Genomic DNA, 14,977 nt, shown 5'->3' with positions numbered 1-14,977 from the left:
CGCGATACGCAGCACCACCGACAGCTGTGCCGGACAGCAGGACACCGCGCACCCGGTCGTCGTCCGTGGGCGGTTCCGGGTGCAGGAGGTACACGCCGGGGAGCAGCTGCTGCCACGGACCGTCGGGCAGGCACCGGGCAGCGGTCTGCGTGGCGGACTGCACGCGGTGGCGCACTTGGTCCACCGGGGCGCGGGGACAGCGGGGTGTTCTGGTTCAGGCCGGGGAGGTTCCGCAGGCCCGCAGGCCCGCAGGCCCGCAGGTCCGCAGAAGTGCGGCAGATCGAATGCCGAAAAGCGTGGTCGTGGCGGGGATCGTACGGCGCACGCCACGCACGCATGTGCGGGGCGTGCGCCATGACTTCACGCCGCCGCGTCGCGCTCCTGACCCCGCAGCGCCCGTGCCAGATCGTCCCGCGCCTCCAGGACCAGCCGGCGGAGCGCCGGTGCCGCGTCCGGGTGCGAGGTCAGCCACGCGTCCGTCGCGGCAAGGGTCGCGGGGTCGTCCTGCAGCCCCGGGAACAGGCCCTTGACCACGTCCATGCCGATCTGGATGGAACGCTCCGCCCACACCCGCTCGATCGCCTCGAAGTACGAGGCCGTGTACGGCGCCAGCAGTTCACGCTGCGAGGGCTGCCCGAAGCCCGCGATCGTCGCCTCGACGAGCGCGTTGGACAGCTTGTCCGACTCCACGACCACCGCCCACGCCTGCGCCTTGACCGCTGCTGACGGGCGGGAGGCCAGGCACCGCACGTGGTGCCGCTTACCCGACGCCGTGTCGTCACGGGCGAGTTCGGCGTCCACGGCCGCCTCGTCGGCCTTGCCGTGCGAGGCCAGCGGGGACAGGAACGCCCACCGCAGCTCCTGGTCGACGTCCAGGCCGTCGATCACGGCCGAGCCGTCGAGCAGTTCGCCCAGCAGCTGGAAGTCCGCGTCCGACTCGGCGACAGCGGCGAAGAACCGGGCCCACGTCAGCTGGTGCTGGCTGCCCGGCTCCGCGCGCCGCAACTCCGCCGACGCGCCCTCGGCCAGCGCCCGGCCGCCCTCCTCGCGCCAGGCCGGCGTGGCGTAGTGCACCAGCGCCGACTGCGCCCAGGCGTGCAGCACCTGCAGGACGCCGATGTCGCTCTCCCGGCCGGCGTGCGCCAGCACCAGGGCGACGAAGTCCCGGGCCGGCAGCAGCGCGTCCCGCGTCATGTTCCACAGCGCGGACCAGCAGAGCGCCCGGGCGAGGGGATCGGTGATGTCACCGAGGTGCGCGCGCAGGGTGGCCAGGGACCCTTCGTCGAACCGGACCTTGCAGTACGTGAGGTCGTCGTCGTTGACCAGGACCAGGTCGGGCTTCTCGGCCCCGGCCAGCTCCGCGACCACGGTGTGCTCCCCGGCGACATCGGTCTCGGCGCGGGCGTACCGCACCAGCGCGCCGTCCGGGGAGAGCCGGTACAGGCCCACAGCGACCCGGTGCGGGCGCAGCTCCGGGTGGGAGACGGCGGCCTCCTGGGCCACGGAGAGTTCCGCGATCCTGCCCTCGCCGTCGTACGCCACGACCGGGGTCAGGACGTTGACGCCGGCCGTCTGGAGCCACGCGCGCGACCAGGCCGTCATGTCACGCCCGGACGTCTCGGCCAGCACCGAGAGAAGGTCGCCCAGCCGCGTGTTGCCGTAGGCGTGCTGCTTGAAGTAGCGGCGCGCGCCTTCGAGGAACGCGTCCCGCCCCACGTACGCCACGAGCTGCTTGAGCACCGAGGCGCCCTTGGCGTACGTGATGCCGTCGAAGTTCAGCTTGGCGTCCTCAAGGTCACGGATGTCGGCCGTGATCGGGTGCGTGGACGGCAGCTGGTCGGCACGGTAGGCCCATGCCTTGCGGTTGTTGGCGAAGGTGATCCAGCCGTTGGTGAAGCGGGTCGCCTCCACCATCGACAACGACCCCATGAAGTCGGCGAAGGACTCCTTCAGCCACAGGTCGTCCCACCACTGCATGGTGACCAGGTCGCCGAACCACATGTGCGCCATCTCGTGCAGGATGACGTTGGCACGGCGCTCGTAGGAGGCCGAGGTGACCTTGCCGCGGTAGATGTACTCCTCGCGGAAGGTGACGAGGCCCGGGTTCTCCATCGCGCCGAGGTTGTACTCGGGCACGAACGCCTGGTCGTACTTCCCGAAGGGGTACGGGTAGTCGAAGTGGTCGTGGAAGAAGTCCAGGCCCTGCTTGGTGATCAGGAAGACGTCGTCCGCGTCGAAGTGGCGCGCGAGCCCCTTGCGGCACATCGCGCCGAGCGGGATCTCCAGCTTCGTACCGTCGTCGAACGTACGGGAGTAGTGGTCGCTCACGTAGTGGTACGGGCCCGCGACGACCACCGTGATGTACGTCGAGATCGGCAGGGTCTCCGCGAACCGGTGGACCTCGCCCTCCTGCGACTCCTCCGCGCCGTTGCTCCAGACGCGCCAGCCCTCGGGAGCCGTCACCTCGAAGCGGTACGGCGCCTTCAGGTCGGGCTGTTCGAAGGTGGCGAAGACGCGCCGGGCGTCGGCCGGTTCGTACTGCGTGTAGAGGTAGACCTCGCCGTCCTCCGGGTCGACGAAGCGGTGCATGCCCTCGCCGGTCCGGCTGTACGCGCACTGCGCGTCGACCACCAGGACGTTCTCGCCGGCGGTGAGGTTCTCCAGCGCGATCCGGGTGCCGTCGAAGACGGTCGCGGGGTCCAGGTCCTTGCCGTTCAGCGTCACCGCGTCCACGGACGGGGCCAGCAGATCGGCGAAGGTCGAGGCCCCGGAGTGGGCGGCGCGGAAGCGGATCGTGGTCTGCGAGCGGAAGGTGCGCGGACCGGCGTCGCCGCCCCCGTCGGGCTCACCGACGGCGGAGCGGAGGTCGAGGGCGACCTCGTAACCGTCGACGGTCAGCAGCTCGGCCCTCTCGCGGGCCTCGTCGCGGGACAGGTTCTCACCGGGCACGGAGCACTCCTTTGTGTCTCGATCGAAGACCTTTGATCCTCCCACGCGGCCGTCAGCGCCCGCGCGCGGGAATGGCGGGAGGGCCCCCTGGTGTTCCGGCTCACAAAGGCAGACCGACCTCATGAGGAGAGACATGCCCGAGAACAGCACGGCCGCCGGCAAGGTCCCGGCCGATTTCTGGTTCGACCCGCTCTGCCCCTGGGCCTGGATGACCTCCCGCTGGATGCTGGAGGTGGAGAAGGTCCGCGACGTCGAGGTGCGCTGGCACGTGATGAGCCTGGCCGTGCTCAACGAGCCCAGGCTCGACGAGCTGCCCGAGGAGTACCAGGACATGATGCGCACCCAGGCATGGGCACCGGTCCGCGTCGTCGTCGCCGCCCAGCAGAAGCACGGCGACGGGATCGTCGGCCCGCTCTACACGGCCCTCGGCACCCGCATCCACAACAACGGTGAGGGCCCCACCCGCGAGGCCATCGCCGGCGCCCTCGCGGACGTCGGCCTGCCGGCCGAGCTCCTGGAGTACGCCGACTCCGACGCGTACGACAAGGAGCTGCGCGCCTCCCACCAGGAGGGCATCGACAAGGTCGGCCAGGACGTCGGCACCCCGGTCATCGCGGTGCCCGGCGCCGACGGCGAGCAGATCGCGTTCTTCGGCCCGGTCGTCACCCCCGCCCCGAAGGGCGAGGAGGCCGCGAAGCTCTGGGACGGCACGCTGCTGGTGGCGTCGATCCCCGGCTTCTACGAGATCAAGCGGACCCGAACGCAGGGCCCCGTCTTCGACTGACCCGGCCCGCCGGTACGGGCTGCTGGACCCGGGCCCGTACCGGGCGTGTCAGCGGGCGCGGCGGATACGGACCGGACCGCGGGCCTCGCTCGGCTCGACGGCGCGGCCGGCCTGGGTGATCTCCACCTCGCCGGCCGTGACCAGCCGCCCGGCCGCGCGGCGGGCCGGTTCCATGAGCTGGCGCCAACCGTCGTCGTCCCCGTCGTACACCGCTCGCGCGGCATCGGAGGGGCAGATCGTCGCGGTCGGTGCACGACGTTCCAGCAATTTCAGGATGGCTCGTTCCAAGCGCCGGTCCGTCTGCCGTTCCTGCTCCGTCACCCTGCCAGTCTCGCACCGGCGGCGACGGACAGCAGGGCGGGCACGACATGCGTACGGGCATGGGAGAGCCCCCGCGAGTCATGTCCTCGCGAGGGCTCTCCGTTCATCCGCCTGCCCGGTGACGGTTGAGAAGACGATCACGAGGCAGGACGCTCGGGTCTCTCCGTCAGGGAGCGAGCAGCAGCACGTCCGCGCGCTCCTTGGCCGCGGCGAAGCGCTTCGCCACGTCCTGCCAGTTGACGACGCGCCACATGGCCTCGATGAAGTCCACCTTCTGGTTCTTGTACTGCAGGTAGAAGGCGTGCTCCCAGGCGTCGAAGACCAGGATCGGGACCGAGCCCTGGCCCACGTTGCCCTGGTGGTCGTAGACCTGCTCGACGATCAGCCGGCCGCTGACCGGCTCGTACGCCAGGACGCCCCAGCCGGAGCCCTGGGTGGTCGCCGCGGCCTTCGTCAGCTGCGCCTTGAAGCCGGCGTACGAACCGAAGGACTCCGCGATCGCGTCGGCCAGCTCGCCCACACCGTCCGCCGCGAGGGGCTCGCCACCGCCGTCGCCGGTCATGTTGTGCCAGTAGATCGAGTGCAGGATGTGGCCGGAGAGATGGAACGCGAGGTTCTTCTGGAGCCCGTTGATCGCGCCCCAGGCCTCCTTGTCGCGGGCTTCTGCCAGCTGCTCCAGGGTGTCGTTCGCACCCTTGACGTACGCGGCGTGGTGCTTGTCGTGATGGAGCTCGATGATCTGCGGATTGATGACCGGTTCGAGCGCCGCGTAGTCGTACGGGAGTTCCGGGAGCGTGTACGTGGCCATGTGGTCGAACCCTCCAACTGCTACCTGGTTGTTGTTGCAACTCTTTCGCAATTGCAGGCTAGCAGGAGGAGAGCCCGTAGGTGATCAGTCGTTCGTCCTAGGACCGCAGGGCGTCGCGTGCGATCACCGCAAGGTCGGGGAAGTCCGTCACGACGGCGTCCACACCTCGGCCGAAGTGGAAGGCGTATTCGGCGAACGCGTCACCGAAGTCGTTCGGCGCGGTGCCCTTCCGGTATTCGGCCGGGAGGTACTGGTTCTCGGCGCGGAAGGTGTACGCCCCGACCTTCAGCCCAGCCGCGTGGGCGTCGTCCAGCAGGGTGAGCGGGGGCACCAGCGAGGACTTGTCCGGGCCCGTCCACCGGGCGTACGAGGCGATCTCGCGCAGCCCCGCCGGCGTCATCATCTCCTTGTACGTCACCGGGTGGCCGTACGGTCCGCCGCTCGTCCCCAGCGCCTGCCACAGAGGGAGACCGAGGCGCGCCGCGGCCACCTCGCGGAGACTGGACGGGTCGAAGGACTGGACCACGCAGTCGCGGGCGGTCAGCCGGTTGCGGCGGACGAGCCTGATGAGCTCCGGCTCCAGGGGCAGGCCGGCCGAGCGGAAGTACGCCGGGTGCTTCGTCTCCGGGAAGACCGCGATCCGGCGGCCGGATTCCTTCGACAGGGCGCGGGCCAGGTCGATGACCTCCTGGAAGGTCATGATCCGCTCGCGGCCGTCGAAGACCGTGTTGCGGTTGCGGACCAGAGGGAGCCGCTCCACCGCGCGCAGGGTCTTCAGCTCGGCGAGGGTGAAGTCCTCGGTGAACCAGCCGGTGACCGCGCGTCCGTCCACCGTCTTGGTCGTGCGGCGGCCGGCGAACTCCAGGTGCCGGGACACATCCGTGGTACCGGAGATCTCGTTCTCGTGCCGCACCACCAGGACGTGGTCCTTCGTCGGGACCAGGTCGGGCTCGATCCAGTCGGCTCCGGCCCGTACCGCGAAGGTGTAGGCGGACGCGGTGTGTTCGGGCCGCCACCCGGCGGCGCCCCGGTGGCCGATGACGAGAGGGCCTCTTCCGGCCCCGTGCGGTTCCGAGGCGAGGGCGGGGGCCGTCGCGGTGGCGGAGACGGCCGCTGTCGCCAGAAGGACCGAGCGGCGTCGTGGGTGCTGGAGGGTCATGCGGGCTCCTCGATAGGCGCGGAGCAACCACCGAAGCCACACGGGGTTACGCCGGGGCGGACGGAACCTTGCTGCCTCATGTACGGCCACGCGTACGGTACTCGGCAGGCGGCGGAGGAGGAAGCATGCAGCTACGGCACGGGCGGCCCGAGGAGGCCGCGGCGCTGACGGAGATGGCCCTGCGGTCCAAAGCCCACTGGGGCTACGACGAGGCGTTCATCGCCGCCTGCCGCGACGAACTGACCGTCCACCCGGGCGACATGCGTGACCGGCGCACGGTGGTCGCGGAAGAGGGCGGACGACTCCTGGGCTTCACCGCCCTGTCCGGGGAACCACCCGAGGGTGCCCTCGCGATGATGTTCGTCGAGCCCGACACCATCGGGCAGGGCGTGGGCCGACGCCTGTTCGAGCACACGATGGCGCAGGCCCGCCGGCTCGGCTTCGACGCGCTCACGATCGACGCCGACCCGAACGCCGCATCGTTCTACACGGCCATGGGGGCCGCCCGGGTCGGGGCCACTCCTTCGGGCTCGATCCCGGGGCGAGAACTGCCCCTGCTCAGGATCGCGCTCGCCCCGGTCTCCTGAACGGCACGCCCGCACCGGGAAGGGCGTCGCGATCACGCCCGTGCCCCGGCTCCGGCGTCACCACGGCGGAGGTCGCGGCCATCACCGTGATCGCTGTCGTGGCGGAGCTCCGCTGAGCGACGTCACCGGCGAGCGCCGCCGCCACACCCTCCATAGCCGGCAACAGGGAGGGGTGCAGGCCGAGGGCTTGGCCCGTCATCGCATCCGGGGTGAGCCATCGCGCTCCTGGTACGACGGGCTCGCCGAGAAGGCGCTGGAGGCCGCGGCCCTGAGCGGGCGGCTCGGGCCACTACTTCCGTACGGAGGCGGGCGGGATGCTTCTGCGGGCTCAGCCGGGCTGAGGCGCGGCCGCCTCCAGATCGTCGATGCTGCCGGACATGATGGCGCGGACGTGCGCCGTGACGTGTTCGGCCGGCCAGTCCCACCAGGCGACGGCGAGGAGCCGGACGATGTCCGCCTCGTCGTAGCGGGTGCGGAGCAGCTTCGCCGGATTGCCGCCGACGATGCCGTAGTCCGGTACGTCGGACGTGACGACGGAGCCGGCGGCGATGATCGCGCCGTTCCCGATCCGCACGCCGGGCATCACCGTCACGCGGTAGCCGAACCACACGTCGTGGCCGACCACGGTGTCGCCCCGGCCCGGCAGCCCGGTCAGCAGGTCGAAGTGGTCGGCCCAGGAGCCGCCCATGGTGGGGAACGGAAACGTGGACGGCCCGTCCATACGGTGGTTGGCGCCGTTCATGATGAACCGGACCCCGGTGCCCAGCGCGCAGTAGCGGCCGATCACGAGCTTCTCGGGACCGTAGTGGTACAGCACGTTGCGGGTCTCGAACGCGGTCGCGTCATCGGGGTCGTCGTAGTACGAGTACGCGCCGATCTCGACGAGCGGGGACGTGACCAGGGGCTGGAGCTGTACGACGCGCGGCTGCCCGGGCATGGGGTGCAGCACGGTCGGGTCCGGGGGAAGGGGGCTCATGGGAGCACCCTGGCAGAACGCCCGTGCCGCACGCACTCAGTTTTGGTCCGGGGCGCTGCCGAGCATCCGCATCACGAACATGACCAGCAGTCCGGAGATGGCCGTACGCGATGACGATCGAGGGACCGGCAGCGGCGATGCCCGCACCCGAGCCGACCAACATCCCGGCGCCGATCACACCACCCAGGGCGATGGACAGGCTCAGTTCACCGGTCGGGCCGAGGCCGGCACACAGTCCTGCTGTACGGGCGCGCTGCTCACACAAGGTGCTCATCCGCCTACGGCTTCGCCCGCAGCTCCCGCACGGCCGCCACGAGCAGCACCAGAGCGGTGGCCCCCGCCGACCACAGCACCTGCGGGCGGGCCACGTCATCAGTGAGCATCAGCAGCAGGACGGCCAGCAGACCGGCCAGGGTCACCCAGGTCAGATAGGGGAAGCACCACATTCGCAGCGCCAGGGCGCCGGGCGCCTCCCGTTCGAGCCGGCGTCGCAGCCGCAGCTGCGAAGCGGCGATCAGGCCCCACACGAACAGCAGGACCGCCCCGACCGAGTTGAGCATGTAGAGGAAGACGGTGTCGGGCCACAGGAGATTGAGCAGTACGGAGACGAAGCCGAAGGCCACCGAGGCCAGCACCGCCCGCCGGGGCACCCCGCCCCCCTGCCCGCCGGACACCTTCAGCAGCCCGCGCGGTGCCTCGCCGCGTTCGGCCAGCGAGAAGATCATCCGGGATGAGCCGTACAGATTGGCGTTGAGCGCCGAGAGCAGCGCCACGAACACCACGATGTTCATGATCTGTCCGGCCGACGGCGCCCCGATCGAATCCAGGACCTTCACATAGGGGCTGAGCCCGGCTTGCTGAGCGGTCCACGGCAGCACGGTCACGATCACCAGCATCGAGCCGACATAGAAGAAGAGGATGCGCACCACCGCGCTGCGCACCGCACGCCCCACGGCACGCGCCGGATCGTCGGTCTCGGCTGCCGCGATCGTCACGACCTCCAGCCCGCCGAAGGCGAACACCACGGTGAGTACGCCGGACACCACGCCGTCCCAGCCGTTCGGCAGGAAGCCGCCCTGGCCGGTGAGGTTCGTCAGTCCCACCGGATCGGTGTCCGGCAGGACGCCGAGGACGGCCAGCAGGCCGAGCGCCAGAAAGGCCACGATCGCGGCCACCTTCAGCCCGGCGAACCAGAACTCGAACTCGCCGAAGTTCTTCACGGCCGTCAGGTTGGCCACGGTGAACACCACCATGAACAGCAGCACCCAGAGCCACTGATCCATGGCGGGCACCCAGGCGTGGGCGATCTGCGCGGCGGCCGTCGCCTCCACGGCGAGCACCACCACCAGCATGAACCAGTAGAGCCAGCCCACGCTGAAGCCGGCCCAGCGGCCCAGCGCGCGTTCCGCGTGGACGGAGAACGAGCCGGACGCCGGCATAGCCGCCGACATCTCGCCGAGCATCCGCATCACCAGCATCGCGAGCGTGCCCGCGATCAGATACGAGACGACGACGCCGGGCCCGGCGGCCGCGATCCCGGCGCCCGACCCGACGAAGAGACCGGCGCCGATCACCCCGCCCAGACCGAGCATCGTCAGGTGGCGCTGCTTCAGGCCGTGGGCCAGGGGCTCGGACGGCAGGGGGGAGGGCGTGGGGGGCTTGTCGTGCATGAGCTGTGGATCACTCTCGGATCATTTTATGGGGAACCTACAGTCTCATGGGGCAGCTCCCCTTCCCGAACGAGGGTCCGGGTACACCTCCACCTCAGTGACCAGCATCACGCCGGCCGGTGATTGCGCAGCCGTCTTTGTCCGAACCCGACTAACCGTTCAACCGCCGCTTTGTGGGCGGCTGATGGTGATCGGGTCAGGTGCCGTCGGCTAACGTCACCCTCAGATCCGTCCCTGCCTGCCGACCTCACCCGCGGAGTCCCGATGAGCACTGCTGCCGCCCCCACCCGTACCGGAGCGGTCCTCGCCGACCTGCTGCCCGCAGCCCGGCACCGCTACGCCGTGGACGCGGCCCTGGTCGTCGGCGGCGCCGCCCTCACCGGCATCGCGGCCCAGATCGCCGTTCCCGTGCCCGGCTCGCCGGTCCCCGTCACCGGCCAGACGTTCGCCGCGCTGCTCATCGGCACCGCGTTCGGTGCCCGCCGCGGCTTCCTCTCCCTCGCCCTGTACGCGCTCGTCGGCATGGCCGGCGTGCCGTGGTTCTCCGAGGGCACCTCCGGCCCTGGCGGCGCGTCGTTCGGATACGTGCTGGGCATGCTGCTCGCCGCCACGGTCGTCGGCGGCCTGGCCCGCCGCGGCGGTGACCGGTCCGTGCTGCGGACAGCGGGCACCATGGCGGTCGGCTCCCTCGTCATCTACGCGGTCGGCGTGCCCTACCTGGCGCTCTCCACCGGCATGTCGATGAGCGCCGCCGTCGCGGCCGGCCTGGTGCCGTTCCTGATCGGCGACGCGCTCAAGGCCGCACTGGCCATGGGTGCGCTGCCCGCCTCCTGGAAGCTCGTCGGGCGTCGCGGCTGACGCCGCAGGCACCACCGAAGAGGCTCGCCGGGTCGTGACGGACCGGCGAGCCTCTGGTGTTTCCGGGTTGCACCTGACCTCCGCCGTCAGGTGGGAGAACGGGTCACTCGGCCGGTGCCGCCGCCTTCGCCTTCCGGCTGCGGGCGTCGCGTACCAGCGAGATCCCCACGACCAGGGCCGCGACCAACAGGGAGAGCAGGACCTGCTCCCGCCCGGCGTCGTCGGTCAGCATGTAGACGAGGACGAACGAGATCATCGCGATCGTCGCCCAGGTCAGATACGGGAAGAGCCACATCCGTACGACGAGCTTCTCGGGCGACTCGCGCAGGATGATGCCGCGCATCCGCAGCTGGGTGAAGCAGATCACCAGCCACACGAACAGGGCGACCGCGCCGGAGGAGTTCAGCAGGAACGCGAACACCGTGTCGGGCCACTGGTAGTTGAAGAACACGGCGACGAAGCCGAACACGACGGACGACAGGATGGCCGCCTGCGGCACGCCCCGCTTGTTCACCGTGGCGAACGCCTTGGGCGCGTCGCCCCGCTGTCCCAGCGAGAAGGCCATGCGCGAAGCCGTGTAGAGGCCGGAGTTGAGGCACGACAGCACGGCCGTCAGCACGATGACGTCCATGACCTGGCCGGCGTGCGGGATGCCGATGACGTTCAGCGCGGCGACGTACGAGCCGTCCTCGACGATCGACGGGTCGTTCCACGGCAGCAGCGTGAGCACGACGAAGATCGATCCGAGGTAGAAGATGGCGATACGCCAGATCACACTGTTGGTGGCCTTGGAGACGGCGCGCTGCGGGTCCTCGGACTCCCCGGCCGCCAGCGTCACGATCTCGCTGCCCATGAAGGAGAAGACGACCATCAGCACACCCGTGAGGACGGCACCCGGTCCTTCGGGGAAGAACCCGCCGGTGTCCGTGAGGTGGGAGAGGCCCGACCCCGCGTGGTCCGCCCCCGGCAGCAGGCCGAAGACGGCGAGCAGGCCGACGACGACGAACGCGGCGATGGCCACGACCTTGATCCCCGCGAACCAGAACTCGAACTCGCCGTACGAGCCGACGGAGACCAGGTTGGTCGCCGTGAGCACCACCATGACGATCAGGGCCCATGCCCACTGCGGCACGCCGGGGACCCAGCTCTCCAGGATCTTGGCACCCGCCGTGGCCTCGACGGCGAGCACCACGACCCAGAAGAACCAGTACAGCCAGCCGATGGAGAAGCCCGCCCAGCGGCCCAGGGCCTGGTCGGCGTAGGCGGAGAAGGAGCCGGAGCTCGGCCGGGCGACGGCCATCTCGCCGAGCATCCGCATGACGAAGACGACCATCAGGCCGACCAGCGCGTACGACAGGAGAATGGCCGGCCCCGCGGCGGCGATGCCGGCGCCGGAGCCGACGAAGAGGCCCGCTCCGATCACTCCGCCGATGGCGATCATCGAGAGGTGACGGTTCTTGAGACCGGCCTGGAGCCCGCCGGAGGAGTCCGGCTTATCCGGCTCGCCGGGCTGTTGGCCCGGTCCAGCCAGAGTCGTCTGCGACGTCATGGATCGAATCCTTACGTTTCCTGATCACGTGTGTCGGGGCATGCCTCTGCGGGGGTGCTGCGAAGGCAAGGCCACGTATTCAAGCCGGTGCGACACCAGAGCCGGAACCCCCTCATCCGGTCCTTGACCCGATCATTGCCCGAGTGGTTCTGCCCACAGGCCCCGCGTCCTCCCACGGGGCTGTGTGTCCCGACCCCGCTGGCGGTTACCCGGTCCTGCTCGTGCCACACTTCGCTCCATGCGCGTGTACATCGGCTCCGATCATGCTGGCTACGAACTGAAGAATCACCTGGTTACGTGGCTCACGGCTCACGGCCACGAGCCCGTCGACTGCGGTCCCCACATCTATGACGCCCAGGACGACTACCCGCCGTTCTGCCTCCGCGCCGCCGAGCGGACGGCCGCGGACAAGGACAGCCTCGGCATCGTCATCGGCGGCTCCGGCAACGGCGAGCAGATCGCCGCGAACAAGGTCAAGGGCGTTCGCGCCGCGCTCGCCTGGAGCGAACAGACCGCCGCGCTCGGCCGTGAGCACAACGACGCCAACGTGGTGGCCGTCGGCGGCCGGATGCACACGCTCGAGGAGTCCACGAAGTTCGTCGAGATCTTCCTGAGCACCCCGTACTCGGGTGAGGAGCGCCACACCCGCCGCATCGAGATGCTGGCGCGGTACGAGAGCACCGGCGAACTCCCCCCGATTCCGGCCCACCACCCGCAGCAGGGCTGAACGGCCCGCATCCGCATCCCCTGTGCCGCCGGGTCGTACACCCGGCGGCACACCGCGTTACCAGGAGACCCACCGTGCCCGAGGGGCATACGATCCACCGCCTCGCCGCAGACCATCACGAGCGGTTCGCCGGCCGTCCGGTACGGGTGAGCAGCCCCCAGGGCACGTTCTCCGACAGCGCGGCACTCCTGGACGGCAGGACCTTCACCGGTGTCGACGCCCATGGCAAGCACCTCTTCCTGGGCTTCGAGGGATCGGCCTGGGTCCACATCCATCTCGGGCTCTTCGGCAAGCTCGGCTTCGGCAGGGTCCCGGCGCCGCCCCCCACCGACACGGTCCGGCTGCGCCTGCGTAACGACGCCCACCACGCCGATCTTCGCGGTCCCACCACCTGCGCCCTGATCACCGCCCCCGAGAAGAGCGCGATACACGACCGGCTCGGCCCGGACCCGCTGCGCGCCGACGAGGACGGCGAGCGGGCCTGGCAGCGGATCTCCCGCAGCCGCGTCACCGTCGCCGCCCTGCTGATGGACCAGAAGGTCGTCGCGGGCGTCGGCAACGTCTACCGCGCGGAAGTCCTCTTCCGGCACGGCATCGACCCGTACCGTCCCGGCAGGGACCTCACCCGGGACGAGTGGGACGCGCTCTGGGCCGACCTCGGTGTCCTGATGCGCGACGGTGTGCGGGACAACCGCATCGACACCGTCCGCCCCGAGCATCTGCCGGAGGCGATGGGCCGGCTCCCGAGGGTCGACGACCACGGCGGCGAGGTGTACGTCTACCGCCGGGCCAGGCAGGCGTGTCACATCTGCGGTACCGAGGTGCGTACGGCGGACCTGGCGGCCCGCAACCTCTTCTGGTGCCCCGCCTGCCAGCCGTCCGTACCGGGGCGGTAGGCACGCCGGAGGCCGCGCGGGCTCAGAGACCGTGCGGGGCACCACGGCTGCACGTCCGCGGAGAACGCGAGCGCGGTCCCGGCCGGCGCGCCCGTGTCTCCCGCACCTGCCCGGCCGCCGCCGGCGTCGTCAGCGACACCCCGCCCAGGTAGGCGGCTTCGCACGCGGATACGGAAAGAGCCGGTTCGGTTCGTCATCCGTCCGCCGGCCGGCGGACGCGCCGTCCCGGTGGCCGATGGCACGCTGCGGCTCGGCCGGCGACGGGTACGGCTCGCGGGTCTCCGGGGACGGTGACGCCGCCGGAGTCCGACTCAAGACAGCCGAGCCACGCATCCCGTTCCGAGGCCGACGACATCCGCAATTCCGTGGTCATCAGCCCTGCTCATCAAGGCCGTACCACCCAGGGAGGCCCACTTTCGAACACATTGCCACGAGGTCCCCCTGCACCGGAGGCCGTCGGGTGGATAAGGTCCCGACAATGGCACGTCGCGGAGGACCAGACACCTACCCCGCCCGGTGGCGAAGAGCAGCACACCGGGCGCGCATAGCGCTGCGCAGATCCGGTGTCGACTACTTCCGCGGTGACGGCGCCGACTGGATAGCCCTGGCCGGTCTGCTGGTCACCATTCCGGTGATCACCGGCATCACGCTGCTCGACCCGGTGTGGTGCTCGCCGACCGCCCTGGCCCTGCCGGTCGTGGCGGGCGGTCTGCTGCTGCGGCCGGCCAGTCTGCTGAGTCTCTACGCGACCGCGGCAGCCGCCCTGATCGTGGAGTCCATCGTCCTCGGCCCTTACGCGGACGGGCCTGCCCGGGTCACCCCGGGCACCGTCCTGGTCGTCGCGGCCTGCGGCTTCTTCGGGCTGGTCATCGCCCAGTTCCGGGCCAGGGTCGGGGTGCCGTGGCGACGCGGCGGCACCATGCTCTTCGACCTGCGCGAACGGATCCGGGTCCAGAGCGCCCTGCCGCTGCTCCCCGACGGCTGGCACCGCGAGATGGCGCTCCGCCCCGCCGGCGGCCAGTCCTTCTCCGGCGACTTCGTCGTCGCCGCCCGCACCAACGGCGGCCGCACTCTGGAAGTGGTGCTCACCGACGTGTCCGGCAAGGGCATGGACGCGGGTTCCCGCGCCCTGCTGCTGTCCGGAGCCTTCGGCGGCCTCCTGGGGTCCCTGCCGCCGCACGGCTTCCTGCCCGCGGCGAACGCCTATCTGCTGCGCCAGGACTGGGACGAGGGCTTCGCCACCTCCATCCATCTGGTCCTGGACCTGGACTCCGGCGACTACGAACTTCTCTCGGCCGGCCATCCCCCCGCCCTGCAGCTGCACGCAGGCAGCGGCCAGTGGGAGGAGCAGGCCGCCGAGGGCCCCCTGCTCGGTGTGTACGACGGGGCGGAGTTCGACGCGGTGAAGGGCTCGCTGGCGCCCGGGGACGTCCTGATGCTCTTCACGGACGGCTTGGTGGAGGCGTCCGACCGGGACATCGCCGATGGCATCGACCGGCTGACAGGGGAGGCCGACCGCTATGTCGCGACGGGCTTCGAGGGCGCGGCCTGGCACCTGATCGAAGCCTGCGCGAAGGACGTCAACGACGACCGCGCGCTTCTGCTGCTGTCCCGCCACGCCTGAACCGTAACGAAGCGGTTGAAACGGTACAGGCGTCAAGCGGGGCATTCGACTGTCACCCGAACGTGAAAT

The 14,977-nt window shown here is 70.4% G+C and carries 13 protein-coding genes and 1 pseudogene; 6 read left to right on the top strand and 8 right to left on the bottom strand.

All coding sequences use genetic code 11. The annotated features are described in order from the left end of the window. Positions 1 to 360: 360 nt before the first annotated feature. Positions 361 to 2,949, bottom strand: coding sequence for an aminopeptidase N (pepN, locus tag ACWD04_RS03770; protein ID WP_451127749.1), 2,589 nt, complete (start codon positions 2,947 to 2,949; stop codon positions 361 to 363). A gap of 133 nt (positions 2,950 to 3,082) precedes the next feature. Here pepN and ACWD04_RS03765 point away from each other — a divergent pair, with 133 nt between their 5' ends. Next, positions 3,083 to 3,733, top strand: coding sequence for a mycothiol-dependent nitroreductase Rv2466c family protein (locus tag ACWD04_RS03765; RefSeq protein WP_451127747.1), 651 nt, complete (start codon positions 3,083 to 3,085; stop codon positions 3,731 to 3,733). A 48-nt stretch (positions 3,734 to 3,781) separates the two neighbouring features. On the opposite strand, the gene ACWD04_RS03760 is transcribed toward ACWD04_RS03765, so the two are convergent. The 3 genes from ACWD04_RS03760 to ACWD04_RS03750 all read right to left on the bottom strand — a co-directional run bounded on the left by ACWD04_RS03760 (position 3,782) and on the right by ACWD04_RS03750 (position 6,021). Beyond that, positions 3,782 to 4,054, bottom strand: coding sequence for a DUF3253 domain-containing protein (locus ACWD04_RS03760; protein ID WP_451127745.1), 273 nt, complete (start codon positions 4,052 to 4,054; stop codon positions 3,782 to 3,784). 166 nt (positions 4,055 to 4,220) lie between these two features. Beyond that, on the bottom strand, positions 4,221 to 4,862 hold the full coding sequence (locus ACWD04_RS03755) for a superoxide dismutase (protein ID WP_451127743.1): 642 nt from the start codon (positions 4,860 to 4,862) through the stop codon (positions 4,221 to 4,223). A 97-nt stretch (positions 4,863 to 4,959) separates the two neighbouring features. After that, positions 4,960 to 6,021, bottom strand: a complete 1,062-nt coding sequence (locus ACWD04_RS03750) for a glycerophosphodiester phosphodiesterase family protein (RefSeq protein WP_451127741.1) — start codon at positions 6,019 to 6,021, stop codon at positions 4,960 to 4,962. A 125-nt stretch (positions 6,022 to 6,146) separates the two neighbouring features. On the opposite strand from ACWD04_RS03750, the gene ACWD04_RS03745 reads away from it, so the two are divergent. Next, complete coding sequence (locus ACWD04_RS03745) at positions 6,147 to 6,608, top strand: GNAT family N-acetyltransferase (RefSeq protein WP_451127739.1); 462 nt, start codon at positions 6,147 to 6,149, stop codon at positions 6,606 to 6,608. A 328-nt stretch (positions 6,609 to 6,936) separates the two neighbouring features. Here the strand turns inward: ACWD04_RS03745 and ACWD04_RS03740 are convergent, their stop codons facing one another. The 3 genes and pseudogenes from ACWD04_RS03740 to ACWD04_RS03730 all read right to left on the bottom strand — a co-directional run bounded on the left by ACWD04_RS03740 (position 6,937) and on the right by ACWD04_RS03730 (position 9,254). Beyond that, positions 6,937 to 7,584 (bottom strand): CatB-related O-acetyltransferase, encoded by a 648-nt coding sequence (locus ACWD04_RS03740; RefSeq protein ID WP_451127737.1) that lies wholly within the window; start codon positions 7,582 to 7,584, stop codon positions 6,937 to 6,939. Positions 7,585 to 7,641: 57 nt separating this feature from the next. Beyond that, positions 7,642 to 7,858: pseudogene (locus tag ACWD04_RS03735) on the bottom strand (amino acid transporter); the annotation flags it as partial. Between the two features lie 4 nt (positions 7,859 to 7,862). After that, positions 7,863 to 9,254: an amino acid permease gene (locus tag ACWD04_RS03730; RefSeq protein WP_451127735.1), complete on the bottom strand. Its 1,392-nt coding sequence runs from the start codon at positions 9,252 to 9,254 to the stop codon at positions 7,863 to 7,865. 264 nt (positions 9,255 to 9,518) lie between these two features. On the opposite strand from ACWD04_RS03730, the gene ACWD04_RS03725 reads away from it, so the two are divergent. Continuing rightward, a complete protein-coding gene (locus ACWD04_RS03725; protein WP_451127733.1) occupies positions 9,519 to 10,112 on the top strand; it encodes a biotin transporter BioY in 594 nt (197 codons plus the stop codon). 103 nt (positions 10,113 to 10,215) lie between these two features. On the opposite strand, the gene ACWD04_RS03720 is transcribed toward ACWD04_RS03725, so the two are convergent. Further along, positions 10,216 to 11,661 carry an amino acid permease gene (locus tag ACWD04_RS03720; RefSeq protein WP_451127731.1) on the bottom strand — a complete coding sequence of 482 codons (1,446 nt, stop codon included), beginning with the start codon at positions 11,659 to 11,661 and terminating at the stop codon, positions 10,216 to 10,218. Between the two features lie 238 nt (positions 11,662 to 11,899). On the opposite strand from ACWD04_RS03720, the gene ACWD04_RS03715 reads away from it, so the two are divergent. The 3 genes from ACWD04_RS03715 (at position 11,900) to ACWD04_RS03705 (ending at position 14,908) form a co-directional block, all read left to right on the top strand. Continuing rightward, positions 11,900 to 12,388 (top strand): ribose-5-phosphate isomerase, encoded by a 489-nt coding sequence (locus ACWD04_RS03715; RefSeq protein WP_451127729.1) that lies wholly within the window; start codon positions 11,900 to 11,902, stop codon positions 12,386 to 12,388. Between the two features lie 74 nt (positions 12,389 to 12,462). Further along, positions 12,463 to 13,284 carry an Fpg/Nei family DNA glycosylase gene (locus tag ACWD04_RS03710; protein ID WP_451127727.1) on the top strand — a complete coding sequence of 274 codons (822 nt, stop codon included), beginning with the start codon at positions 12,463 to 12,465 and terminating at the stop codon, positions 13,282 to 13,284. Between the two features lie 478 nt (positions 13,285 to 13,762). Next, positions 13,763 to 14,908, top strand: coding sequence for a PP2C family protein-serine/threonine phosphatase (locus ACWD04_RS03705; RefSeq protein ID WP_451127725.1), 1,146 nt, complete (start codon positions 13,763 to 13,765; stop codon positions 14,906 to 14,908). Positions 14,909 to 14,977: the final 69 nt, after the last annotated feature.

This window comes from Streptomyces sp. NPDC002911, assembly GCF_053591835.1.
This window is presented reverse-complemented; position numbering and strand designations above follow the sequence as displayed.